This is a genomic window from Saccharomonospora xinjiangensis XJ-54, assembly GCF_000258175.1.
Classification (GTDB): domain Bacteria; phylum Actinomycetota; class Actinomycetes; order Mycobacteriales; family Pseudonocardiaceae; genus Saccharomonospora; species Saccharomonospora xinjiangensis.
Genome location: NZ_JH636049.1, coordinates 3,330,602 through 3,353,137, shown reverse-complemented (window position 1 = coordinate 3,353,137; position 22,536 = coordinate 3,330,602). Strand labels below are relative to the sequence as shown.

Genomic DNA, 22,536 nt, shown 5'->3' with positions numbered 1-22,536 from the left:
CCGCAGGCGCCGCGTGGCCCCAGGATGAGGGCACCGCCCCCGAGGCCGACGAGGAGGACATCGTGCGCATCGGCGTGCCCCGAGAGATCAAGAAGCATGAGTACCGCGTGGCTCTCACACCGCCCGGTGTTCACGAACTGACCCGCAGAGGACACGCGGTGTACGTCGAGGCAGGCGCTGGTGCTGGCTCGGCCATCGCCGACGCGGAGTACGCAGGGGCAGGCGCGACGGTGCTCGACAGGGCCGAAGACGTGTGGGGCGAGGCCGAGTTGCTGCTCAAGGTCAAGGAACCGATCGCCTCGGAGTACGGCCATCTCCGTGAGGGCCTTGTGTTGTTCACGTATCTCCACCTCGCGGCGGACCGGCCACTGACGGAGGCACTCCTCGCCGGTGGCAGCACGGCGCTGGCCTACGAGACGGTTCAAGCAGAGGACGGCACCCTCCCCCTGCTCGCGCCGATGTCGGAGGTGGCAGGCAGGCTCGCACCCCAGGTCGGCGCTGCCGCGCTACTGCGGCCGTCCGGTGGAAGGGGTCTGCTCCCCGGCGGAGTCCCCGGGGTTCACCCTGCCAAGGTGACGGTGATCGGCGCGGGCGTCGCGGGCAGGGGAGCCGCCGGGATCGCCGTGGGGCTCGGCGCCGACGTCGAGGTGCTCGACACCAAGCTCGACCGGCTCTCCCGCCTTGATCAGGAGTTCACCGGCCGCGTCCGGACCGTGTACTCCACGACGCTGTCCGTGGCGGATGCGGTGACGAACGCGGATCTCGTGATCGGCGCTGTTCTCGTCCCGGGGGCGAAGGCACCGACGCTGGTGTCACATGAGCTGGTGGCCGGGATGAAACCGGGCAGCGTCGTGGTCGATGTGTCGATCGACCAGGGCGGCTGCTTCGCCGACTCGCGCCCGACAACCCACGACGACCCGACCTACCTCGTGGGCGACACGGTCTTCTACTGCGTCACGAACATGCCGGGTGCCGTGCCGCGTACCTCGACGTTCGCGCTGACCAACGCCACCATGCCCTACGTGCTCCGCATCGCCGAGCTGGGCTGGCGCGACGCCGCGGCCGAGGATCCCGCGCTGGCAGGGGGACTCAACACGCATGCGGGAGAGCTGACCAACGAGCCGGTGGCGAAGGCACACGGAATCCGGTTCACCGAACCTCATCTGTGACTGCCCGGCACTCGGCCGAATCGAAAGAAGGGGCGGCCCGCTCTACCAGCCTGGGGGTCACCGGGAGCGGGCCGCCGACACCAAGCTTAAGCAATAACGTCCGGCTTCGCCGCTCGGGGGAGCCCGGTCACACACGTTTCTTTCCCACCACACCCCTACTTCCTTCGTGAATCGTCCAGTTCGGCCGGTCGGTGTGCCGTCTCACCGGCCCCCTGCGACGACGAAACCGATCCCCTCGCTTGATCGTCCAAACAGCCGGTACGGCAGGATGGCGCGAGCCAAGCGCACGATCACGAGGAAACGAGGGCAGCATGCACGACGGCAGTGGCCGCATCGCGGTGCAGAACCTCACCAAGCAGTTCGGCGCCGTCACGGCGGTGCAGAACCTCAGCTTCACGGTCGAACCCGGCAGCGTGACCGGGTTTCTCGGACCGAACGGTGCCGGTAAGACGACGACGTTGCGGATGCTGCTCGGCCTCGTCAAGCCGACGTCCGGCACGGCCACGATCAACGGGAGGCAGCACCACGAACTGGGCAATCCGGCCCGCGTCGTCGGTTCGGTGCTCGACAACGGCAGTTTCCACCCGAAGCGGACCGCCCGCGACCACCTTCTCGTCTACGCCGCCGCGATCGGCGTCCCCGACCAGCGGGCCGACGAGCTTCTGGCTCTGGTGGGTCTCGCTCCGGCCGCCCACCGCAAGGCAGGCGGCTTCTCGCTCGGCATGCGGCAGCGCCTCGCACTGGCCACCGCGCTGCTCGGCGACCCGCAGGTGCTCGTCCTCGACGAACCTGCCAACGGCCTCGACCCCGAGGGCATCGCCTGGCTCCGCACGTTCCTGCGCTCGTACGCGGCGCAGGGCCGCACCGTGCTGGTGTCCAGCCACCTGTTGTCGGAGGTCGAGCAGACGATCGACCAGGTTGTGATCGTCAGCGCGGGCATGACGCGGTATTTCGGGCCGCTGGAGAACCTTCGCCAGGGCCAGCGGTCGCGAGTGCTCGTCCAGCCTGCGGACGCGGGCGGGCTGGCCACGGCTCTGCGCGAGGCGGGGATCAACGAGGTCGAACCGACCCAGGACGGGCGCGTCGCGGTGACAGGGACCACGGTGCAGCAGATCGGTGACATCGCCGCACGCGCGGGCATCGCCGTGTACGGCATGGAGGAGCAGAAAGCCGACCTGGAACAGCTGTTTTTCCAGCTCACGACACCGCAGTACAACGGGGCGCCGATCCAGGCTCAGCAGCAGGCGCAGCAGGGCGGCTGGGGCCAGCAGGGACCGCAGTCCGGGCCGCAGGCATACCAGCAGTACCAGCAGTACCAGCAACAGCCGTACCAGCAGAACTACCAGCAACCCGGTCAACAACCGCAGCCGAACCAGGGCTGGGGAGGTCAGCAGCAGTGATGGGCAACCTGATCAAAGCGGAGTTCCGCAAGACGCTCACGCTCGGCCTGTGGTGGGCGCTCGCGATCCCGGCGTTCGCCGCATCCCTGGTGTTCGCGCTGAGCTGGGGCGCCACCGTCAACGACTTCAACGACTTCCTCGGCAGCACCGACGCGCAGCAACTCGCCATGCTGCTCGGTATCGAGGTTCAGGCGATGCCGGTCGGCCTGCTCTCCCTGGGGCGCGCCATCAACATCGGCGTGTTCTTCGGAGTCATCTTCGGTATCTCGGCGCTGGCGGGTGAGTACACGCGCAAGACGATCAGCACGACGTTCCTCACGGCCCCGAACCGCGCGGCCGTGCTCTCCGCGAAGATGATTACCTCCGTGGTGTGGGGGCTGTTGTACGGCTTCATCGCCGTGGCAGCGGCGAGCATCGGCACCGTGATCACCGTGGACAGCGAGGGGCTTCCTTCCGCAGGGCAGTGGATCGGCATTTCGGCCGCAGGCATGCTGGCCGCTGTTCTCGGCACGCTGTTCGGTGTCGGGCTCGGCGCCGTCTGGAAGAGCGTCACAGGGCCGACGGTGTTCCTGTGCCTGTGGATGCTGCTGATCGAGAACGTCATCGTCATCGTGGCGTTCATCTCGGCGGAACTCGGCTGGCTCGGCGGTGTGCTGCCGAACGGCGCGTTGAACGGCATCGTCGGCGCCGTCGGTGCGGAGGCGTTCGGCGCGATCGGCTCGTCGATGGCCGACCAGATCAACCAGGTCGATGACGGCTTGCAGTGGGGTATGCAGTTCTTCGCGGGCGCGCCGGGCGCGTTCTCGTGGTGGGCGTCTGCCCTGATCTTCTTCGCATGGACCATGCTGTTCTTCGGCAGTGGCTGGGCGGCGAACCAGAACCGCGACATCACCTGACGAGCACAGGGGGGCGTGAGTGCGAACGACAACGGCGGCACCGTCGCGCGCTCACGCCCCTTCCCCAGGCTGGATCCGGCGACTCGCGTCAGCCTGCTGGCGCCACCCCGTTGTGGTCGTGCTGGCGCTGTCGGCCGCCGTTGTGGGGGTGGGCCTTCAAGCGGCCACTCCCCTGCTGGTCCGAGCCGCCGTTGACGACGCGGTCGCGGGTGACACCTCACGCCTTTCCGTGTTCGCCGCCGCGCTGATCGGACTCAACGTCCTCGCGTTCGGCAGCGCGTTCGCCCGCCGCTACCTCGGCGGCAGGCTCGCCCTCGACGTGCAGCACGACCTGCGCCGCGACGTCTTCGCCTCCGTCTCCCGGCTCGATGGCGGCAAGCAGGACTCGATGAGGACCGGCCAGATCGTCTCGCGGGCCATCACCGATCTCCAGCTGGTCACCGGATTCCTCATGCAGGTTCCGCTCTCGGCAGGCTCCGTGGTCTTCGCACTGCTCGCTCTTGGCGCGATGCTGTGGATGTCACCGGTGCTCACCCTGATCGCGCTGGTGGTGGCGCCCGCCGTCGGCATCGTGGTCGCGATGAGCCGCACCAGGCTCTTCCCCGCGACGTGGTCGGCCCAGCAGCGCGCGGCCGACGTCGCCCAGCAGGTCGAGGAGACCGTCACGGGCATCCGCGTCGTCAAAGGGTTCGGCCAGTCGTCGCGGGAGGTCACGACGCTGGCAGGAAGGGCGCGAAGGCTCTACGCCGAGCGCCTGCGCGCTGCCCGCCTCTCCGCCGTTCCGGCGGCGACCACCTCGGCTCTCCCCGCTGCGGGGCAGGTGGCCGTTCTCGCCGTCGGCGGCGTCCTCGCGCTCCGGGGCGAGATCAGCCTCGGCACGTTCCTCGCCTTCGCCACCTACGTCTCTGCGCTGGTCGGGCCCGCTCGGATGCTCGCCAGTCTCGTGGTGCAGGCGCAGCTCACACGCGCCGGGGTCGAACGCGTGCACGAGCTCGTGGACGCGCAACCGGAGGTGACCGATCCGCGGCGTCCTGTCGCCGTCCCGGAAGGGCCGCTCTCGGTGCGCTTCGACGCCGTGCGGTTCGGCTACACGAGGACCGAGCCGGTGCTCGACGGCCTCTCGCTCGAAGCCCGCCCTGGCGAGACGCTCGCGCTCGTCGGCACCGCGGGCTCGGGGAAATCGACGATCTCGCTACTGCTTCCCCGCTTCTACGACCCGCACGCCGGTTCCGTCGAAGTGGGCGGCATCGATGTGCGTGACCTCTCCCTCGGCGACCTCCGGCGCACGGTGGGGGTCGTGTTCGAGGAGGCGTTCCTCTTCTCGACGTCGGTGCGCGAGAACATCGCCTACGGCAGGCCCGACGCCTCCGACGACGAGATCGTGGCCGCGGCCAGGGCTGCGGAGGCCCACGAGTTCATCAGCGCGCTCCCCGACGGCTACGACACGCAGGTCGGCGAGCGGGGACTGACGCTGTCTGGTGGGCAACGCCAGCGGCTCGGGCTCGCCCGCGCGCTGCTGACGGACCCGAGGGTGCTGATCCTCGACGACGCGACGTCGGCCGTGGACACGGTGACCGAGGCGGCGATCCACGACACGCTTCGCAGCGTCACGCGGTCGCGCACCACCCTCCTCATCGCTCACCGGCGCTCGACTCTGGCGCTCGCCGACCGGATCGCGGTGCTCGACGGTGGAAAGGTCGTCGATGTCGGCACGCACGACGAGCTGCGGCAGCGGTGCGCGCTCTTCCGCGACCTGGTGTCGGGGCCGGGGGACGACGCCGAGGAGATCCATCGCCACGGCGACCTCGTTCCGGACGATTCCGGGATCACGCCCGCGCTCTGGCCCCCGATGCCCTCCGACGAGTCGCCGGTACTGGCGAGCACCGGCGGAGCCATCACAGCGGCCGATACGCCGGGCACGAGGGCGGCGCTCGGCCTGGCGCCAACACCGGATCTGCTGAGGCGCGTTGCCGAGTTACCGGAAGCCACCGGAGAGCCGCGCCTCGGCGGCGAGGACCCCACCGCACCCGATCCACACTTCCGCCTCGGGCGACTGCTCCGGCCGGTGAAGCCGCTGTTGGCTGCCGTGGTGGCGTTCGTGGCCGTCGATGCGCTCGCCGCCGTCGCGGTTCCCGCGCTGTACGAGCGGGGTGTGGACGACGGTGTGCGGGTGGGTGTGGAGTCCGCGGTGTGGCTGGCCGCGCTCGCGGGTGTCCTCGTGATCGCGGCCGACTGGCTGGCCGTGTGGGCTCAGACCCGGCTCACCGCCCGAACCGGCGAGTCGGTGCTCTACCTCCTGCGCGTTCGCAGCTACGCCCACCTGCAACGGCTCGGCCTCGACTACTACGAGCGCCAGCTCTCCGGCGCGATCATGACGAGGATGACCACCGACGTCGATGCGCTTTCGACGTTCCTCCAGACGGGCCTCGCCACAGCGGTGGTGAGTGTGCTGACGCTGGTGGGCATCAGCGTGGCCCTGATCGTCACCGACGCGAGCCTGGCGCTGTTCGCGTTCGCCGTGCTGCCGGTGCTGGTGGTGGCGACGATCCTGTTCCGGAGGCGGGCCTCCGCCGCGTACACCGAGGCGAGGGAGCGGGTGAGCGCGGTCAACGCCGACATGCAGGAGAACGTCTCTGGACTGCGGGTCGCACAGGCATACGCCGCGGAGAAGCGTTCGGCGGAACGGTTCGCCTCGCGCAGCGCCGCGTACCGGCGGTCTCGCCTGCGCGCGCAGCGCTACGTCGCCACGTACTTCCCCTTCATCACCCTGCTGTCGGGAGTCGCGGAAGCCGTCGTGCTCGTCGCGGGCGCGAACCGCGTCGCGGACGGCACGCTCACGGTCGGCGTACTCATGGCGTTCCTGCTGTACCTCGGCCTTTTCTTCTCGCCGGTGCAGCAGTTGTCGAGTGTGTTCGACGGCTATCAGCAGGCCAAGGTCGGGCTACGGCGCATCGGCGACCTGTTGCGCACCCCGACGTCGGTGCCCCCGCCGGAGAAACCTGTTCCCGCACCGGCCCGCCTGCGGGGCGACGTCGAACTCGCGGGCGTCGAGTTCCGCTATCCGGGCGCCGAGCGGCCCGCGCTGCGGGACTTCGACCTTCGGGTGCCAGCCGGAACCACGGTGGCGCTCGTGGGAGCGACGGGTGCGGGCAAGTCCACGGTGGTCAAGCTCGTCGCACGGTTCTACGACGTGACCCGAGGCAGGGTGTGTCTCGACGGGGTGGACGTGCGCGACTACGACCCCGAGTCGCTCAAGGGACGCATCGGCGTCGTGCCGCAGGAAGCACATCTGTTCTCCGGCACGGTCGCCGACAACGTGCGATACGGCAGGCCCGGCGCCACCGACGCCGAGGTGGAGGCCGCCGTCCGAGCGGTGGGCGCGCTGGATGCGATCGCCGCGCTGCCACACGGGTTCCGCCAGCAGGTCGGCGAGAGGGGCAGGGCACTGTCGGCAGGTCAGCGCCAGCTCGTGGCACTGGCGAGGGCTGAGCTGGTGAATCCTGGAGTACTGCTGCTCGACGAGGCCACGGCGGCACTCGACCCGGCCACGGAGGCTGCGGTGCTGAAAGCGACGGACCGGCTCGCCTCGGCCCGCACCACGTTCGTGGTGGCGCACCGGCTGGCCACCGCCGCGCGGGCCGACGTGATCGTGGTGCTGGACCGCGGCCGGATCGTGGAGAAGGGAACGCACGACGAGCTGGTCGCGGCGGACGGGCACTACGCGAGGATGTGGCGTCACTCCGAGTGAGCGCGAGCGGGCGTTCGGCAAGAACGAAAAGCCCGCACTCACTACGACGTGCGGGCCCCGCGCCGGGTTGCTGTGACAACATTCACCGTATCGATACAGTCCGCCCGTGTCCCCATTCCGCCCATGTCGAGAGCGAGTTCGATGACACGCGAGGAAACCAGGGGGTTAGCCTGGTAATCGCGAATTCACCAACCCCAAGATCGAGACGGATAGAGGCGAGTCCCAGCCGTGTCCAGCAGCAGCCCTGCGTCACAGTTCGGCCCCAACGAGTGGCTCGTCGAGGAGATGTACGACCAGTTCCTCGCCGACCCCTCCTCAGTCGATGCCGCCTGGCATGAGTTCTTTGCCGACTTCAAGCCCACCCAGACTGCACAGGCGAAGCCGGATACGACGGACGCGGAGCCGAAGCCCTCCGCGAACGGCCAGTCGGCGACGCGGACCTCGCCGAAGCCGGCGCAGGAGACCGGCAAGGCCGCCTCGGCTCCCAAGGCCCCCGCCAAGCCCGCACCGAAGCAGGCGGCTCCGCAACAAGCGGCCCCGAAGCGTGAAGCGGAGCAGGCTCCCACCTCCGCGGCCTCGGCGAGGACCGCGCCGCCCAAGACCGCAGCCGAGCCGGAGCGCAAACCGCTGCGTGGCGCCGCCGCGGCCATCGCCAAGAACATGGACGCCTCGCTGAGCGTCCCCACAGCCACGAGCGTGCGCGCGGTGCCTGCCAAGCTCATGGCAGACAACCGCATCGTCATCAACAACCACCTGAAGCGCACCCGTGGCGGCAAGATCTCGTACACCCACCTGATCGGGTACGCGATGATCAGGGCGCTGCACGAGTTCCCGAACATGAACCGGCACTACGCGCTCCTCGACGGGAAGCCGCACGCGGTGACGCCGGAGCACGTCAACCTCGGCCTCGCCATCGACATGAAGGGCAAGGACGGGCAGCGCACGCTCGTCGTGGCCTCCATCAAGAACTGCGAGAACATGACGTTCCTCCAGTTCTGGCAGGCCTACGAGGACATGGTCAAGAAGGCCAGGAACAACAAGCTCACCGCCGACGACTTCGCGGGCACCACGATCTCGCTGACCAACCCTGGCGGTATCGGCACCAACCACTCGGTGCCCCGTCTCCAGGCCGGTCAGGGCGCCATCATCGGCGTCGGCGCGATGCAGTACCCCGCCCACTTCGAGGGCACCAGCGAGAGGACGTTGGTCCAGCTCGGCGTCAGCAAGATCATGACGCTGACCTCCACCTACGACCACCGCATCATCCAGGGCGCGGAGTCCGGCGAGTTCCTGAAGCGCATCCACGAACTGCTGCTGGGCGGCGACGGTTTCTACGACGACATCTTCACGTCGCTGCGGCTGCCCTACGAGCCGGTGCGCTGGGTCGAGGACCTCCCCGAGGGCGAGATCGACAAGACCGCCCGCGTCCTCGAACTCATCGACGCCTACCGGATGCGCGGCCACCTCATGGCCGACACCGACCCGCTGAACTACCGCCAGCGCAGGCACGAGGACCTCGACATCCTGTCGCACGGGCTGACGCTGTGGGACCTCGACCGCGAGTTCGCCGTCGGCGGCTTCGCCGGCAAGGAGCGCATGAAGCTGCGGGACGTGCTCGGCGTCCTTCGCGACTCGTACTGCCGCACGGTCGGCGTCGAGTACACGCACATCCTCGACCCCGACGAGCGGCGCTGGATCCAGGAGCGCGTCGAGGTTCCGCACGAGAAGCCGGACCCCGCCGTCCAGAAGTACGTGCTCTCCAAGCTGAACGCCGCCGAGGCGTTCGAGACCTTCCTCCAGACCAAGTACGTCGGGCAGAAGCGGTTCTCCCTCGAAGGCGGCGAGACCGTGATCCCGCTGCTCGACACCGTGCTGGACAAGGCCGCCGAGCACCAGCTCGACGAGGTCGTCATCGGCATGCCCCACCGGGGCAGGCTGAACGTGCTCGCCAACATCGTCGGCAAGCCGATCTCGCAGATCTTCCAGGAGTTCGAGGGCAACCTCGACCCGGGGCAGGCGCACGGTTCGGGTGACGTGAAGTACCACCTCGGCGCCGAGGGCAAGTACTTCCGCATGTTCGGCGATGGCGAGACCAAGGTGTCGCTGACCGCGAACCCGTCGCACCTCGAAACCGTTGACCCCGTGCTGGAAGGCATCGTGCGGGCCAAGCAGGACCTGCTCGACAAGGGCGACCGCGAGACCGGCGGGTTCACCGTGCTGCCGGTGCTGCTGCACGGCGACGCCGCGTTCGCGGGCCAGGGCGTCGTGGCCGAGACGCTGAACCTCGCGCTGCTGCGCGGCTACCGCACGGGCGGCACCGTCCACGTCATCATCAACAACCAGGTCGGTTTCACCACCGCCCCCGAGCACGCGCGCTCGTCGCAGTACGCCACCGACGTGGCCAAGATGATCGGCGCGCCGATCTTCCACGTGAACGGCGACGATCCCGAGGCCGCGTACTGGGTCGCGAGGCTCGCCGTTGACTACCGCCAGGCGTTCAACAAGGACGTCGTGATCGACATGATCTGCTACCGGCGGCGCGGCCACAACGAGGGCGACGACCCTTCGATGACGCAGCCCGCGATGTACGACATCATCGACGCGAAGCGCAGCGTGCGGAAGACCTACACCGAGGCGCTGATCGGGCGGGGCGACATCTCCATGGAGGAGGCCGAGGCCGCGCTGCGCGACTTCTCCAGCCAGTTGGAGCACGTGTTCAACGAGGTCAGGGAACTCGAGAAGCACCCGATCGCGCCGAGCCCCTCCGTCGAGCAACGGCAGCAGATCCCGGCGCAGGTGCCGACGGCCGTGGACCGGGAGGTCATCGAGCGCATCGGGGACGCCTTCGTCGATCTTCCCGAGGGCTTCACGCCGCATCCGAGGGTCAAGCCGGTTCTCCAGCGACGGCACAAGATGTCGCGCGAGGGTGGCATCGACTGGGCGTTCGGCGAACTGCTCGCCTTCGGCTCGCTGGCCATGGAGGGCAGGCTCGTTCGGCTCTCCGGTCAGGACTCCCGCCGCGGCACCTTCACGCAACGGCACTCGGTGCTCATTGACCGCAAGACCGGCGAGGAGTACTCGCCACTGCAGAACCTCACCGAAGACCAGGCCCGCGTGATGATCTACGACTCGGCGTTGTCCGAGTACGCGGCCGTCGGCTTCGAGTACGGCTACTCCGTCGCCAACTCCGAGGCGCTGGTGATGTGGGAGGCGCAGTTCGGCGACTTCGTCAACGGCGCACAGACCGTCATCGACGAGTACATCTCGTCCGGTGAGGCCAAGTGGGGCCAGCTCTCCGACGTCGTGCTGCTGCTGCCGCACGGCCACGAGGGGCAGGGCCCCGACCACACGTCGGGTCGTATCGAGCGGTTCCTCCAGCTCTGCGCGGAACACTCCATGACGGTGGCCGTGCCGTCCACTCCGGCGAACTACTTCCACCTGCTGCGCAGGCACGCGCTCGACGGTGTGAACCGGCCGTTGATCGTGTTCACGCCGAAGTCGATGCTGCGGAACAAGGCGGCGACGTCGGGGGTCGAGGACTTCACCGGCGACTCGAAGTTCCTGTCGGTCATCGGTGAGGCCGAGGTGGATCCGGCCAAGGCCCGCAAGGTGCTGCTCACCTCGGGCAAGCTCTACTGGGAGCTGCTGGCGGAGCGGCGCAAGCGCGAGGCGAACGACGTGGCGATCGTGCGGGTGGAGCAGTACTACCCGCTTCCGAAGAAGAAGCTGCTCTCCGAGATGGAGCGCTACAACGGCGCCGAGGTGGTGTGGGTGCAGGAGGAGCCGGAGAACCAGGGCGCATGGCCGTTCTTCGGGCTGAACCTCCCGCGCAGGCTGCCCGAGGCGTTCTCGAACCTCCAGGTTGTGGCGCGCCGTCCGATGGCGGCGCCGTCGGCAGGTTCGTCGAAGGTGCACGAGGTGGAGCAGAAGGCCCTCATCGCCAAGGCGTTCGAGTAACGAGCTCTGACTCTGATGGCGGCGGGACCGGCCGGTTCCGCCGCCATCGGCGTTTTCGGGCATTGTCAGGCACGGTCGAGCCCCCCGCGCTCGTGCTGTGCCGGCCGCAGTGCTTTCCCGTTGACACGCTTGTGCCGGCACCGCCGTAGGCGGCGGTGAAGCCTCGAAAGCCTTCAGCGGGCTCGCGCGGTGTGCCGTTCGGCGAGGTCTGCGGCGAGTTGCCGAATACGCTGCCGCGCCTCGTCCGGACTGAGCACTTCGATGTGATCGGCGAACTGGAGGAGCTGGCGCACCGATTCGATGTCGGGGTAGCGAAGCGTGACGAGCACCCAGCCCGGATCGGCCGCGGCGACGTCGTGGATGCGGGCGCCGAGAATGCGGCGCGCGAGATCGACGCGGCTCTCCCTGAGACGGGCTGTGATGGTCACCGTGCCCGGCGCCTCGGTACGTCGCTTCAGCTCTGCCCAGACGGTGCCGAGTGTCTGCCCAGCGCGTGTCCTGGCGGGTTCGGCGAGGCAGTCGTAGGTTTCGAGCCGGTCGAGTGCGAAGAGCCTGCCCTCTCCGTGATCGTCGGCGACGAGATACCAGCGGCCCGATTTCGCCGCGAGCCCGTAGGGATCGACGATCCGCGCCGTCGCACTGCGATCCGCGCTGCGCCGGTACCGGATGCGCAGCCTGCGACGGCCACGAAGGTCGAGTGCGAGATCGGCGATGTCCACGCTAATCGCCGGGCTCGCCAGCCATCCGGTGTTGTCAACCGTGATCAGATCCGCCAGCCTCACGGAGTCCGGCGCGGCGCCCTGAGCCGACACCTGCCTGGCCGCGATCTTGTGTGTGGCCGTCCCGTGCGCGGACGCCAGCCCGAGCCTGCCGAGCTGGTCACTGTCCAGCCCCGCCACCGACAGCGCTTCCAGTTCCTTCGGCTCGAGCTGGGAGATGGCGAGTCGTGCGCCGGGGATCAGAACGATCCCGCCATGACGGCCACGTTCGGCATAGACGGGCACCCCAGCCGAGGACAGTGCCTCGACGTCGCGCAACACGGTGCGCCGGGACACTTCGAGCCGCTCGGCGAGTTCGGCCGTGGTGATGCGCCCGCGCGTTTGCAGGACGAGCAGCAATGTCAACAGTCTGGCGGCCTTCACGGCGCCTCATTCTCTCCGCAAAAGGTGACAGGTTCTGTCGCGATTCGCTGATGTCCTTCTCGCCGAGAAACGATCAACCCGCAGGAGCACGTCATGCAGGCACCCAACTTGTTCTTGGTCTACGTTCGCGACGCGGAGGCCGCCACGGCCTTCTACAGCGATCTGTTCGGCATCGAGCCCAACTTCACCAGCCCCCGCTACGTGTCGTTCGAGGTCGCGCCCGGTGTTCTCTTCGCGCTGTGGACAGGAAGGAGCGAGCACGCGAACCCGGGCACGCCGCGTACGTTCGAGGTCGGTCTCATGGTTCCCGGTCCTGCCTCGGCGGTTGACGAGGTGTACGCGCGCTGGTCGGCCAAGGGGGTTCGGGTCGTCGAGGAGCCGTACGACGACGTCTTCGGCCGTACCTTCGTGATCGCGGACCCTGACGGCAACCTCATCAGGGTCTCCCCGGTGGATTGACCAGCCCGGCGGGACGCCACGACATCCGGCGGAGGCAGGCCACCTCGGTGGCCTCCCCGGCTGCCGGGTTCAGGAACGCACGAGTCGGGCGATGGCGTCGCTGGCTTCCTTCACCTTCGCGTCGGCCGTCTCGCCGCCCTCGGCGATGGCTTCGGCCACACAGTGTCGCAGGTGCTCGTCCATCAGCCCGAGCGAAACCGCCTGCAACGCCTTGGTGGCCGCCGCGATCTGGGTGAGCACGTCGATGCAGTACTCGTCGTTCTCGACCATGCGCTGCAAGCCTCGGATCTGGCCCTCGATCCGCCGCAACCGCTTGAGGAACGCGTCCTTGTCTTCTGTGTATCCCCGCATTTCAAACTCCTTGCCTCGCGACACCGTTCTTCCACGTTACCCGGTACCCGTATGACGAGAGTCCGGACTCGGCGCCGCCACTACGTCCTTTATACCCTAGGGGGGTAGGGCAATCAACCGCCGCCGCCTCTCCTCACGCGGAAGTCACGAAAGCCGTCCGTCCGCACCGGAAGGGGAACCAGTGCGGACGGACGGCCCTCGAACAGGCTGGTCAGCCCCAGGTCACGGGGTGAGAGTCCAGCTGTTGATGTAGCCGGTGTCGCCGTAGTAGACGTCGGTCACCCGCAGCTGCCAGGTGCCGTTGGCCGGGGAGCTCGACGCGTTCACCGTGTAGGTCTCGATGACGTTGTCCCTCGAGTCCCAACCGGAGTCCTTCAGCCGGTGGGTGGTGCCGTCGGGAGCCACCAGATCGATCTGGAGGTCACCTCGGTAGGTGTGCCGGATATCCACCGCGACCTTGGTGGTGCTGGAAGCGGCACGGTCACAGCCGCTGACGGTCACCGAGCTGCTCACGGTCTGCCTGTCCACGATGTTGACGTCGGTGCCGTTCGTGACGGGGTCACACTCGGTGGGGTCCGGGTCGGGCCCAGGGTCGGTGCCGCCACTGCCCGTGTACAGCAGCACGTTGGGCGAGCCGCTGCCGGGGTTGCCGACGGCGCCGCTCGTGCCGTTGTTCACCAGCGCGTCACGCACCTGCTGCGGCGAAGCCGCCGGGTTGTCCGCCAGGTACAACGCCGCCGCACCCGCCACGTGCGGGGTGGCCATCGAGGTGCCGCTGATGGTGTTGGAAGCCGAGTCGCTGCCGATCCACGCCGAGGTGATGTTGCTACCGGGAGCGAAGATGTCGAGGCAGCTACCGACGTTCGAGAAGCTCGAACGCGCGTCGGTGTTCGTGGTGGAGCCCACCGTGATCGCCTCACGAGTCCGCGCGGGCGAGGTGTTGCAGGCATCGGCACCGTAGTCATTGCCCGCCGCCAGCGCGTACGTCACGCCGGAGTTGATCGAGCGGCGTACCGCGTCGTCCACGGCGGCGGACGCCCCGCCGCCGAGGCTCATGTTCGCCACGGCAGGCTTCGTGGCGTTCTCAGTCACCCAGTCGATGCCCGCGATCACGCCGTCGTAGGTGCCGGAACCCTGGCAATTGAGCACTCGAACGCCGATCAGCTCGACACCCTTGGCCACACCGTAGGAGCTGCCGCCGATCGTGCCTGCCACGTGGGTGCCGTGGCCGTTGCAGTCAGTGGCGTCACTGTCGTTATCGACGAAGTCGTAGCCGTGCCGCGCCCTTCCCTGGAAATCGTTGTGCGAGATCCGGATGCCCGTGTCGATGACATAGGCCTCGACGTTCGACGCCGTCGTCGAGTAGCTGTACTTGTTGTCGAGTGGAAGCGACCGCTGGTCGAGCCGGTCGAGTCCCCACGACGGCGGGTTCGTCTGGTCGGCCATCGTGTGGAACACGCGGTTCTGCTCCACGTACTCGACACGGGGGTCGGCAGCGGCACGCTTGGCCTCACCCTCGCTCATCGTGGCCGAGAAGCCGTTCAGCGCGCTGTCGTAGACGCGGTCGATGTCCGCGCCGTGCCGTTCGGCGACGTCGTCGGCCTGTGCTCCGTCCTTCAGCACGACGATGTAGCTGTTGTCGATGGCGCCCTCGGCGTCGGCGCTCAGGATGGTTCCCTCCTGCGCCGCCGCGGGGAGGTTCGCTCCCAGAGCGGTCAGGACGGCGACGCCGGCGGTGATTCCCACACCCGCCAGGGATCTGCCGTTGAACATTCGGTGACCTCGCACGTTTCTCCTCCTACACGTTCCGGTGAACGTTGGCGGAAAACGTAAGCGTGAAATAAGTTCACGAACACCTCTTGCCTCAACAGGGCAAAGGCGGTATCCGGCACACTCCAGGCAGGCCACGACGCTGGAGGAACCACTCGGTTGGTCCGATCCGAAAGTAGGGACGGCACCCTACTTCGGACGCGATCCGTTCGCCCTCAGCGACTCATCCAATGTGATGTGCCACACTCGCGGCAACCTGCGACCACCTTCCTGCGTACGCGCCGACAGACAACCCGGCTGACAACCCCAGGACCCTGTTCGCCACGTCCTCTTCGCCCGTGCGGCCGGTACGAGGGAGGTGCGATACACGGCTTAGGCTCGTGGTCGTGGATCTCGGCGTGCTCGCGCGACAACACCGGCTGGCCATCACACTGCTCACGCGGGGCTGGTCCCGGTTCGACGACCTCGTGAGAGAGACGGGACTACCCCGGCGCTCGGTCGAGGAACTGCTCGCCGAACTCGGTGAGGACGTCGAACGTTCCGGGTCGGCGCTGCGGCTGCGGCCTGACTCCGCTGAACGGTGGGCCGACCACGTGGGATGCCCAGCCACACCGCCACCTGACCTCGAAGCGAGAATCGCCGAGCACCTCGCCGACGTTCCCCCGCCGCTGCCAGCACTCGACCATGTGCAGGCGACGGCAGACACCGTGCTGCGGCGGGCCTTGTGGCTGGACGAACACTACGATCTCGGTCGCGTGAAGATCGTCTTCGTCGGGGACCACGACCTGACCTCGCTTGCCGTCCACGAGCTACGCGCGGACGCCGACCTCGCCGTGGTCGATCTCGACGACAGGGTGCTCGCCCACATCGACCGGCGCAGCGAAGGCACGATCCGCACCGTTCACGCTGACCTGCGATTCGGACTGCCCCGAGCCGTGTCGGGTACGGCGGACATCGTGTTCAGCGATCCGCCCTACACCCCGGAGGGCATGGCGTTGTTCGCGTCGAGGGCTGTGGAATGTCTCTCCGAACCCGTCAGGGGGCGGGTGCTGCTCGCGTACGGCTACAGCCGTCGCCATCCCACACTCGGCCACCAGACGCAGAAGGCCCTGTTGAACCTCGGTCTCGCGTTCGAGGCGATCGTGCCGGGCTTCAACCGCTACCACGGCGCGCAAGCCATCGGCAGTACCGCCGATCTCTACGTGTGCCAGCCGACCCCCCGCGCCCGCAGGAAGACGAAGAACCCCCAGGCCATCTATACCCACGGGCCCAGCTCGGTCGAAGCGGGAAAGACAACCGAGTCGCGGGAGGCTCTGGCCGCCTTCACCGCGCTCGCCGGTGAAGGCGGAAGGACCGTCACCGTGGCCGGTCCGGATTGGACCAAACCGGCCACGGCCGAGCAAGGAACGGCCGTGGCCTTGGATCTCACCGGTGATCCTGGTCCGTGGTTGTGCCGAGCGTTGCTGGCCGTGAACGCCGAGCGAGTGGCGGCGCTGGTTCCCAACGCACACCCCGATCTCGCCGACGCCGCCTCGCAGACCGCACTGATCGAGCTAGTGGCCCCCAAGTACAAGCTGCGGCTGCTGCGCAGCACGCCCGACAACAAACATGCCGTTGTGGTCGCCGACCGGGTCGAAACCGTCTCGGCCGCGAGCCAGGTGTGGACCCGCGCGCACGCCCGGCTCGGCAACGTCTGGCCTGACGCTCCCGCCGGGCTGGCCGACCTCCGGTTGATCGACCTGCCACGGCATCGGATCGTCGAGGTCCTCCGCCTGCTGACGGCGAACCGTTCGATCTCCGACTAGAACTTGCGGCTCGCCGGGAGGGCCAGCAACAGCAGCGTCACGGCGCCGAGTACGAGAGACAACAGACCGTTGTTACCTTCGGACACCACGAGTGCGACCACGTTGACCACGATGCCGACACCCGACGCGGCGAACAGCACCGGCGTCTTGCACTTCAGTGTCATGACGCCACCCCAGATGTAGACGCCACCCACGAGCGCCGACACGAGACCCATGATCATGAAGAGGTTCCCGAAGTTGGTCCCCGAGCCTGCCGCCGATTCAAGTTCGCCGACGACCGAGCCGCCGAGAATCCAGAGCAGCCCGCCGATGATCTCGAACCCGGCCGTCACGAAGCCGAGGACCGCCGCTCCCGTGAGCGTGCCGGGCCGCTCCTTGCGGACCATGTTCACGTCACTCGCCGTCGGGCTGGCAGGCAACGGGTTGGCCTGCGGCGAGGGAGGCATCGACGGCATGTTGGGCTGCTGCGGTCCCTGCGGAAAACCGGGACCGTTAGGGCCTACCGACATCATTCTCCTTCGTGTGAAGGCAGCACCCTCCGTGCTGCGGACGCCGCAGCATAACGTGTCGATCTGACTGTCAATCACCCGTTGGGTGAAAATTTGGGGCCGGTGGTCTCGACCACCGGCCCCTTCTCCCTGGTTCTCAGTACGTGATCGCCGTGGCGACGCCGTCGGATTCGGCCGCCTTCGCCACCGCAGCGGCCACCTCAGGAGCGACCCTCTCGTCGAGCGGGCTCGGCACGATCCGGTCGGCGGCGAGCGAGTCTGCGGCGACCGACACGATCGCGTCGGCCGCGGCGAGCTTCATGTTCTCGGTGATCGTCGTCGCACCCACGTCGAGCGCACCCCTGAACACGCCGGGGAACGCCAGCACGTTGTTGATCTGATTCGGAAAGTCGCTGCGACCCGTCGCGACGACGGCGGCGTAGGCCGCCGCGACGTCCGGATGCACCTCAGGGTCGGGATTGGACAGTGCGAAAACGATCGGGTCCGGCGCCATCGTGGCGAGCAGGTCACCGTCCACCGTCGAGCTCGACAGCCCGATAAAAACGTCCGCTCCCTTCAACGCCTCGGCGACTCCACCCCGCAGGCCCTGCCGGTTCGTGAGCTGCGCGAGTTCCGCCTTGACGGGGTTGAGGTCGTCCCTGTCACTGTGCACGATGCCCTTCGAGTCCAGCACCGTGACGTCTCCCGCTCCCGCGGCGCGAAGGATCTTCGCACAGGCCACGCCCGCCGCGCCCGCACCGGACACGACCACGCGCTGGTTCTCCACCGAGCGATCCAGCACCCCGTTGGCCCCGCGCAGGGCCGCCAGCACCACGATCGCCGTTCCGTGCTGGTCGTCGTGCATCACGGGACAGTCGAGCGCCTCGATGAGCTTGGCCTCCAGCTCGAAGCAGCGCGGCGCGGAGACGTCCTCGAGGTTCACGGCGCCGAACGACGGCCGCAGCCGCACGAGAGTCTCGACGATCTCATCGACGTCGGTGGTGTCGAGCACGAGAGGAATGGAGTCGAGACCGGCGAACGTCTTGAAGAGCACCGACTTGCCCTCCATGACCGGCAGCGACGCTTTCGCCCCGATGTTGCCGAGTCCGAGTACGGCCGTGCCGTCGCTCACCACGGCGACGAGGCGGTCGGCCCACGTGTAGCGCGCGGCGAGCGCGCTGTCGTCGGCGATGGCGCGACTGACCTTCGCCACACCGGGGGTGTAGGCGATGGAAAGGTCGCGAGCCTGGCTGATGGGACGGGTGGCGGCCACCGAGAGCTTTCCGCCCTCGTGACCCTTGAAGATGTCTTCGTCGCTCACCTGAGCCTGGGACACGTCAATCTCCATGACTGGCAGACGGGGACACAGCAGGAAGGACCTTGCATCCCCGATGATGTGGGTTCCTCCACACGGCGAATCGGCGCTGTAGCGCGCATCGCCGCCGAGGCGTCCGTCGGGGCCCGTGGTGAGATGGGTCGGAAGACACCGTGGCCGCGGACGCAGCGGTCTGCCCAGTCTGCCAGTACCCGTGCACCCCGTGTCGCGGGGGTGCGGCTGAGATCACAGAATGACACACTCTTTCGGCTGGTCAGCGGGGTCGGTAGCAAGACGACCGTCCGGCTTGCATGGCCGTGCCGGGGGGCTTCCGGTCCCGCTCTAAGCTGACGCGCATGGACGTGCGCGAGCTGGCCGTGCGGGACGCCTACGAGTTCATCCCCCGGACCTTCCCCGACCACAGGGGCGTGTTCGTGGCGCCGTACCAGGAACCCGCCTTCGTCAAAACCGTCGGCCACCGGCTGACTGTCGCTCAGACGAACACCAGCACCTCGCGGCGCGGCACGGTGCGCGGCGTGCACTTCAAGGACACACCGCCGGGGCAGGCCAAGTACGTGTACTGCACGAACGGTGCGCTGCTCGACGTGGTCGTCGATCTCCGTGTCGGCTCCCCCACGTTCGGCCGCTGGGACGCCGTGCGTCTCGACCGCGAGACCTTCCGCTGTGTCTATCTCGCCGAGGGGCTCGGCCACGCCTTCATGGCGCTGACCGACGACACCGTGATGCATTACCTGTGCTCCACCGGCTACGAGCCGAGTGTGGAGCACGGCATCACCCCACTCGATCCGGAACTGAAGCTGCCCTGGCCTTCGGATATCGAGCCGCTTCTTTCGGACAAGGACGCAGAGGCCCCCACACTCGCCGAGGCACGCGAGGCTGGACTGCTGCCCAGCTACGACGACTGCGTCACCCACTACGAAAGCCTGCGCGCCGCCGAAGCCTGACGGGGCCGCGTTCCTCGCGGAGGCCCAGAGCTGATCAGCGCAGATCCTCCGCGACGATCCGTTCGATGTTGCGCTCCGCCAGCGCCGTGATCGTGACGAACGGGTTCACCCCCAGGTTGCCCGGCACGAGTGCACTGTCGGTGACGTAAAGGCCGGGATGGCCAGGAACGCGGCCATAGTCATCGGTGGCCACCCCCAGCACGGCACCGCCGAGCGGGTGGTAGGTGAACCGGGTCTCGAAGGTCCGGGTGTCGCCGAACAGATCGGCCCGGTAGGCGGTGTGGTTGGCCGCGTTGAGCCGGTCGAACAGCGCCTTGGCCGCCTGGACGGACGGCTGCGCGTTACTGGCGTCCCAGCGCAGAACCGCGCGGTCGGAGGTGGCGTCGTAGACGACATGACCACGCTCGGGGTTCCGTGTGATCGCCAGATACAGACTCACCCAGAGTTCGACGCCTGCCGGCATCGGCGCCACCTCGGCGAAAACGGGATGCCGGGGATCGTCCCATGCGTCGATGGCCAGCGCGGGCATCCCGGACTGCGTTGCCCCCGTGCGGTCCCAGGCGTGGTTGGCCCTGGCCGTCATGACGTTGCCGTTGGGGCCCCAACCCTGCCCGATCTCACCTCCGAGATCGGGTAGTGCGCCCGTGTCGCGTGCCCGCAACAGCAGTTCGGTGGTCCCCAGACTTCCCGCGCCGAGGAACAGGTGTCGCGTGGCGAGCTGCCGCGTCGCGACACGGCGACCTGTGGTGTCGAGTTCGTCAACCGTCAGAACGTAGCGAGCGCCACCACGTCCGCCTGGCCGTCCGCACCGTTCGATCGCCCTCACGTGCCGCAGCGCCTGGATGGAGACGAGCCCCGTGCCGAGCGCGTCGGCGAGATAGGTGCGGTCGAGCGACCGCTTGCCGTGGTTGTTGCCGAAGATGACCTCGGAAGCCAGCGCTGACCTCGGCACCGCGCGCTCCTCCTCCCTTCTCAGGTAGTCGAAGTCGTAGACGCTGGGAACGAAGCGAGTGGTCAGACCTGCGCGCTCCGCGTGCTTTCCCGACACTCGCGCGTAGCGGTAGGCCTCGCACGCGGCGAACCACTGCGGGTCGATGTGGTTGACGCCGAGCCCCTCCCTGGCTCGCGGGAAGTAGACGCGATACATCTCGTCGGCATCGACGCGAGGGAACGCCTCGGCGAACGTGGCCCGCTTCGGCGTCACCGCCATCGCCCCGTTGACCAGTGAGCCCCCACCGACACCGCGCCCGACGTAGACCGACATGTCGCCGTGGTGAACCCGGTCGAGCACACCCGTGTACCGCTCGATGCGGCGGTCGATGCCGAACCACAGAAACGAGGCGAGCGGCAGTTCAGTGCGCTGTTTCAGCCACATCGACCGCCGGTCGGGGTGCAGCATGTCGCTGAACACCCTGCCGTCCGCTCCCGGCGTGTCCCACAGGCGCCCCATCTCCAGCATGATCGTCGGAATACCCGCCTCCCCGAGGCGGAGGGCCGTCACGGCAGCCCCGTATCCGGTGCCGACCACCACTGCGGGGGAGTACTCCCTGCGACCCGTCGCGGCGGCGGGTCCTGAGCCGACGATGTCGAGCCCGAGCGCGGCGGCGGAGTTCAAGGCGACAAGCCCGAGCAGGCGCCTACGAGAAATCGGATTCATGTTTCCGATCATGGACACTTCGAATTCGTCACGCAACGGAGTGATATGAATACTCTGCGCGAGGGGGGCCGGGACGTTCGCATCTTCACTCGACCGAGTTAGAAAATCGAGACCGCCGCCGCAGGTCGCTGACCCTCTCCGGCCCTGCAAGACAGCTATATTGCAGGCGTGCCCGAGCACCACCTGTTCCTCCTGCGCCATGCCCTGACCGAGTGGTCCACGGTCGGGCGGTACTCGGGCAGGTCGGATCCGCCGCTCACCGCGGTGGGCGAACGGCAGGCGCACGCCGCAGGGCGCACCTACGCACTCATGTCGGACGACGTGCCCGCTCTCGTGCTCAGCAGCCCTCGCCGCGCGACCCTGACGACGGCCGAACTCGCCGGTCTCGCCGTGTCCGACACCACCGAAGACCTCATGGAGTGGGACTACGGAACCCACGAGGGCAAGACACCGGCCGAAGTGCACGACGAAACGCCGGGCTGGACAGTGTGGTCCCACCCTGTGCCGGGTGGTGAGAGCGTCGAGCAGGTCGAACGCAGGGCCGACATCCTTCTGGACCGGCTCCGCGCCGAACTCGAACTGCGGCCAGTCGCACTCGTGGTGCACGGCGACTTCGGCCGGGTGCTGATCGCCAGGTGGCTCGGCCTTCCCGCCACCTCGGGGCGCTGGTTCGGTCTCGACGCGGCGAGCCTCACGGTGCTCGGCTATGACCAGCGCGGTCCCCGCCTGCTGCATCTCAACCTCCCACCGTCCTGACGAACCCCGGAAGGAAACCCGTGGAAAGCCACATCCGCCGCGTCCGCGAATCGGACGTGGACACCGTCGTGAAACTCGTCCACGACCTCGCCGAGTACGAGAAGGCGCCGCACGAGTGCCACCTCACGCCGCAACAACTCCGCGCCGCGCTGTTCGGGGAGAATCCCGCCCTCTACGGGCACGTCGCCGAGGTCGATGGCACCATCGCCGGGTTCACGCTGTGGTTCCTCAACTTCTCCACCTGGCGCGGCGTGCACGGCATCTACCTCGAAGACCTCTACGTCCGCCCCGAGATGCGAGGCAGCGGCATCGGAAAGGCACTGCTGGCGACCCTGGCCAGGGAGTGTGTTGACCGGGGTTACGCCCGCCTCGAATGGTGGGTGCTGAACTGGAACCCCGCCGTCGAGTTCTACAAATCCCTCGGAGCCGAGGCGATGGACGAGTGGACCGTCTACCGGCTCACCGACGACAAGCTGGCCGCGCTGGCGGCCGAGGGCTGAAACCGAGAACCTGAGCGCCTGCACGCGTGTCCGCACCTCACGCACGCATGTTCGTTGCCATGGGATGCGAGGACATGTCCACGAGGCGCTCATCACGGGGATGCAGGGGGATGCGTCGCGTGTCCGCACTGACCGCACGCGTGCTCGCAGTCGCCCTG

At 68.1% G+C, this 22,536-nt stretch carries 16 protein-coding genes; 10 read left to right on the top strand and 6 right to left on the bottom strand.

The window, feature by feature from the left end; translation table 11 throughout:
- Nucleotides 1-62: 62 nt before the first annotated feature.
- The 5 genes from ald (at nucleotide 63) to SACXIDRAFT_RS15160 (ending at nucleotide 11,170) form a co-directional block, all read left to right on the top strand.
- On the top strand, nucleotides 63-1,169 hold the full coding sequence (gene ald / locus SACXIDRAFT_RS15180) for an alanine dehydrogenase (RefSeq protein ID WP_040922208.1): 1,107 nt from the start codon (nucleotides 63-65) through the stop codon (nucleotides 1,167-1,169).
- A gap of 311 nt (nucleotides 1,170-1,480) precedes the next feature.
- Nucleotides 1,481-2,569, top strand: coding sequence for an ABC transporter ATP-binding protein (locus SACXIDRAFT_RS15175; protein WP_006239466.1), 1,089 nt, complete (start codon nucleotides 1,481-1,483; stop codon nucleotides 2,567-2,569).
- Nucleotides 2,569-3,465, top strand: a complete 897-nt coding sequence (locus SACXIDRAFT_RS15170) for an ABC transporter permease subunit (RefSeq protein WP_040922207.1) — start codon at nucleotides 2,569-2,571, stop codon at nucleotides 3,463-3,465. Before SACXIDRAFT_RS15175 ends, SACXIDRAFT_RS15170 begins: the two co-directional genes overlap by 1 nt.
- 19 nt (nucleotides 3,466-3,484) lie before the next feature.
- Complete coding sequence (locus SACXIDRAFT_RS15165; RefSeq protein ID WP_006239464.1) at nucleotides 3,485-7,213, top strand: ABC transporter ATP-binding protein; 3,729 nt, start codon at nucleotides 3,485-3,487, stop codon at nucleotides 7,211-7,213.
- A 228-nt stretch (nucleotides 7,214-7,441) separates the two neighbouring features.
- Nucleotides 7,442-11,170 carry a multifunctional oxoglutarate decarboxylase/oxoglutarate dehydrogenase thiamine pyrophosphate-binding subunit/dihydrolipoyllysine-residue succinyltransferase subunit gene (locus SACXIDRAFT_RS15160; protein WP_006239463.1) on the top strand — a complete coding sequence of 1,243 codons (3,729 nt, stop codon included), beginning with the start codon at nucleotides 7,442-7,444 and terminating at the stop codon, nucleotides 11,168-11,170.
- A 173-nt stretch (nucleotides 11,171-11,343) separates the two neighbouring features.
- Here SACXIDRAFT_RS15160 and SACXIDRAFT_RS15155 read toward each other — a convergent pair whose 3' ends face one another.
- Nucleotides 11,344-12,312 (bottom strand): helix-turn-helix transcriptional regulator, encoded by a 969-nt coding sequence (locus tag SACXIDRAFT_RS15155; RefSeq protein WP_006239462.1) that lies wholly within the window; start codon nucleotides 12,310-12,312, stop codon nucleotides 11,344-11,346.
- A 93-nt stretch (nucleotides 12,313-12,405) separates the two neighbouring features.
- Between SACXIDRAFT_RS15155 and SACXIDRAFT_RS15150 the strand changes: the two genes are divergently transcribed.
- Complete coding sequence (locus SACXIDRAFT_RS15150) at nucleotides 12,406-12,771, top strand: VOC family protein (protein WP_006239461.1); 366 nt, start codon at nucleotides 12,406-12,408, stop codon at nucleotides 12,769-12,771.
- A 69-nt stretch (nucleotides 12,772-12,840) separates the two neighbouring features.
- Here SACXIDRAFT_RS15150 and SACXIDRAFT_RS15145 read toward each other — a convergent pair whose 3' ends face one another.
- Nucleotides 12,841-13,122: a metal-sensitive transcriptional regulator gene (locus tag SACXIDRAFT_RS15145; RefSeq protein WP_006239460.1), complete on the bottom strand. Its 282-nt coding sequence runs from the start codon at nucleotides 13,120-13,122 to the stop codon at nucleotides 12,841-12,843.
- A 222-nt stretch (nucleotides 13,123-13,344) separates the two neighbouring features.
- Nucleotides 13,345-14,895 carry a S8 family peptidase gene (locus tag SACXIDRAFT_RS15140; RefSeq protein ID WP_332306774.1) on the bottom strand — a complete coding sequence of 517 codons (1,551 nt, stop codon included), beginning with the start codon at nucleotides 14,893-14,895 and terminating at the stop codon, nucleotides 13,345-13,347.
- A 383-nt stretch (nucleotides 14,896-15,278) separates the two neighbouring features.
- On the opposite strand from SACXIDRAFT_RS15140, the gene SACXIDRAFT_RS15135 reads away from it, so the two are divergent.
- A complete protein-coding gene (locus SACXIDRAFT_RS15135; RefSeq protein WP_006239458.1) occupies nucleotides 15,279-16,697 on the top strand; it encodes a bis-aminopropyl spermidine synthase family protein in 1,419 nt (472 codons plus the stop codon).
- On the opposite strand, the gene SACXIDRAFT_RS15130 is transcribed toward SACXIDRAFT_RS15135, so the two are convergent.
- Entirely contained in the window at nucleotides 16,694-17,206 is a 513-nt protein-coding gene (locus SACXIDRAFT_RS15130; RefSeq protein WP_006239457.1) for a hypothetical protein, read from the bottom strand. The two genes, SACXIDRAFT_RS15135 and SACXIDRAFT_RS15130, sit on opposite strands and share 4 nt — an antisense overlap.
- Before the next feature lie 136 nt (nucleotides 17,207-17,342).
- Nucleotides 17,343-18,521, bottom strand: coding sequence for an NAD(P)-dependent malic enzyme (locus tag SACXIDRAFT_RS15125; RefSeq protein WP_006239456.1), 1,179 nt, complete (start codon nucleotides 18,519-18,521; stop codon nucleotides 17,343-17,345).
- Nucleotides 18,522-18,856: 335 nt separating this feature from the next.
- On the opposite strand from SACXIDRAFT_RS15125, the gene SACXIDRAFT_RS15120 reads away from it, so the two are divergent.
- On the top strand, nucleotides 18,857-19,465 hold the full coding sequence (locus tag SACXIDRAFT_RS15120; RefSeq protein WP_040922206.1) for a dTDP-4-dehydrorhamnose 3,5-epimerase family protein: 609 nt from the start codon (nucleotides 18,857-18,859) through the stop codon (nucleotides 19,463-19,465).
- A 34-nt stretch (nucleotides 19,466-19,499) separates the two neighbouring features.
- On the opposite strand, the gene SACXIDRAFT_RS15115 is transcribed toward SACXIDRAFT_RS15120, so the two are convergent.
- Complete coding sequence (locus SACXIDRAFT_RS15115) at nucleotides 19,500-21,122, bottom strand: GMC oxidoreductase (protein ID WP_040922696.1); 1,623 nt, start codon at nucleotides 21,120-21,122, stop codon at nucleotides 19,500-19,502.
- 168 nt (nucleotides 21,123-21,290) lie between these two features.
- Here SACXIDRAFT_RS15115 and SACXIDRAFT_RS15110 point away from each other — a divergent pair, with 168 nt between their 5' ends.
- Together SACXIDRAFT_RS15110 and SACXIDRAFT_RS15105 are read left to right on the top strand one after the other, a co-directional pair.
- Nucleotides 21,291-21,878 (top strand): histidine phosphatase family protein, encoded by a 588-nt coding sequence (locus SACXIDRAFT_RS15110; protein ID WP_006239453.1) that lies wholly within the window; start codon nucleotides 21,291-21,293, stop codon nucleotides 21,876-21,878.
- 20 nt (nucleotides 21,879-21,898) lie between these two features.
- Nucleotides 21,899-22,378 carry a GNAT family N-acetyltransferase gene (locus SACXIDRAFT_RS15105; protein ID WP_006239452.1) on the top strand — a complete coding sequence of 160 codons (480 nt, stop codon included), beginning with the start codon at nucleotides 21,899-21,901 and terminating at the stop codon, nucleotides 22,376-22,378.
- Nucleotides 22,379-22,536: the final 158 nt, after the last annotated feature.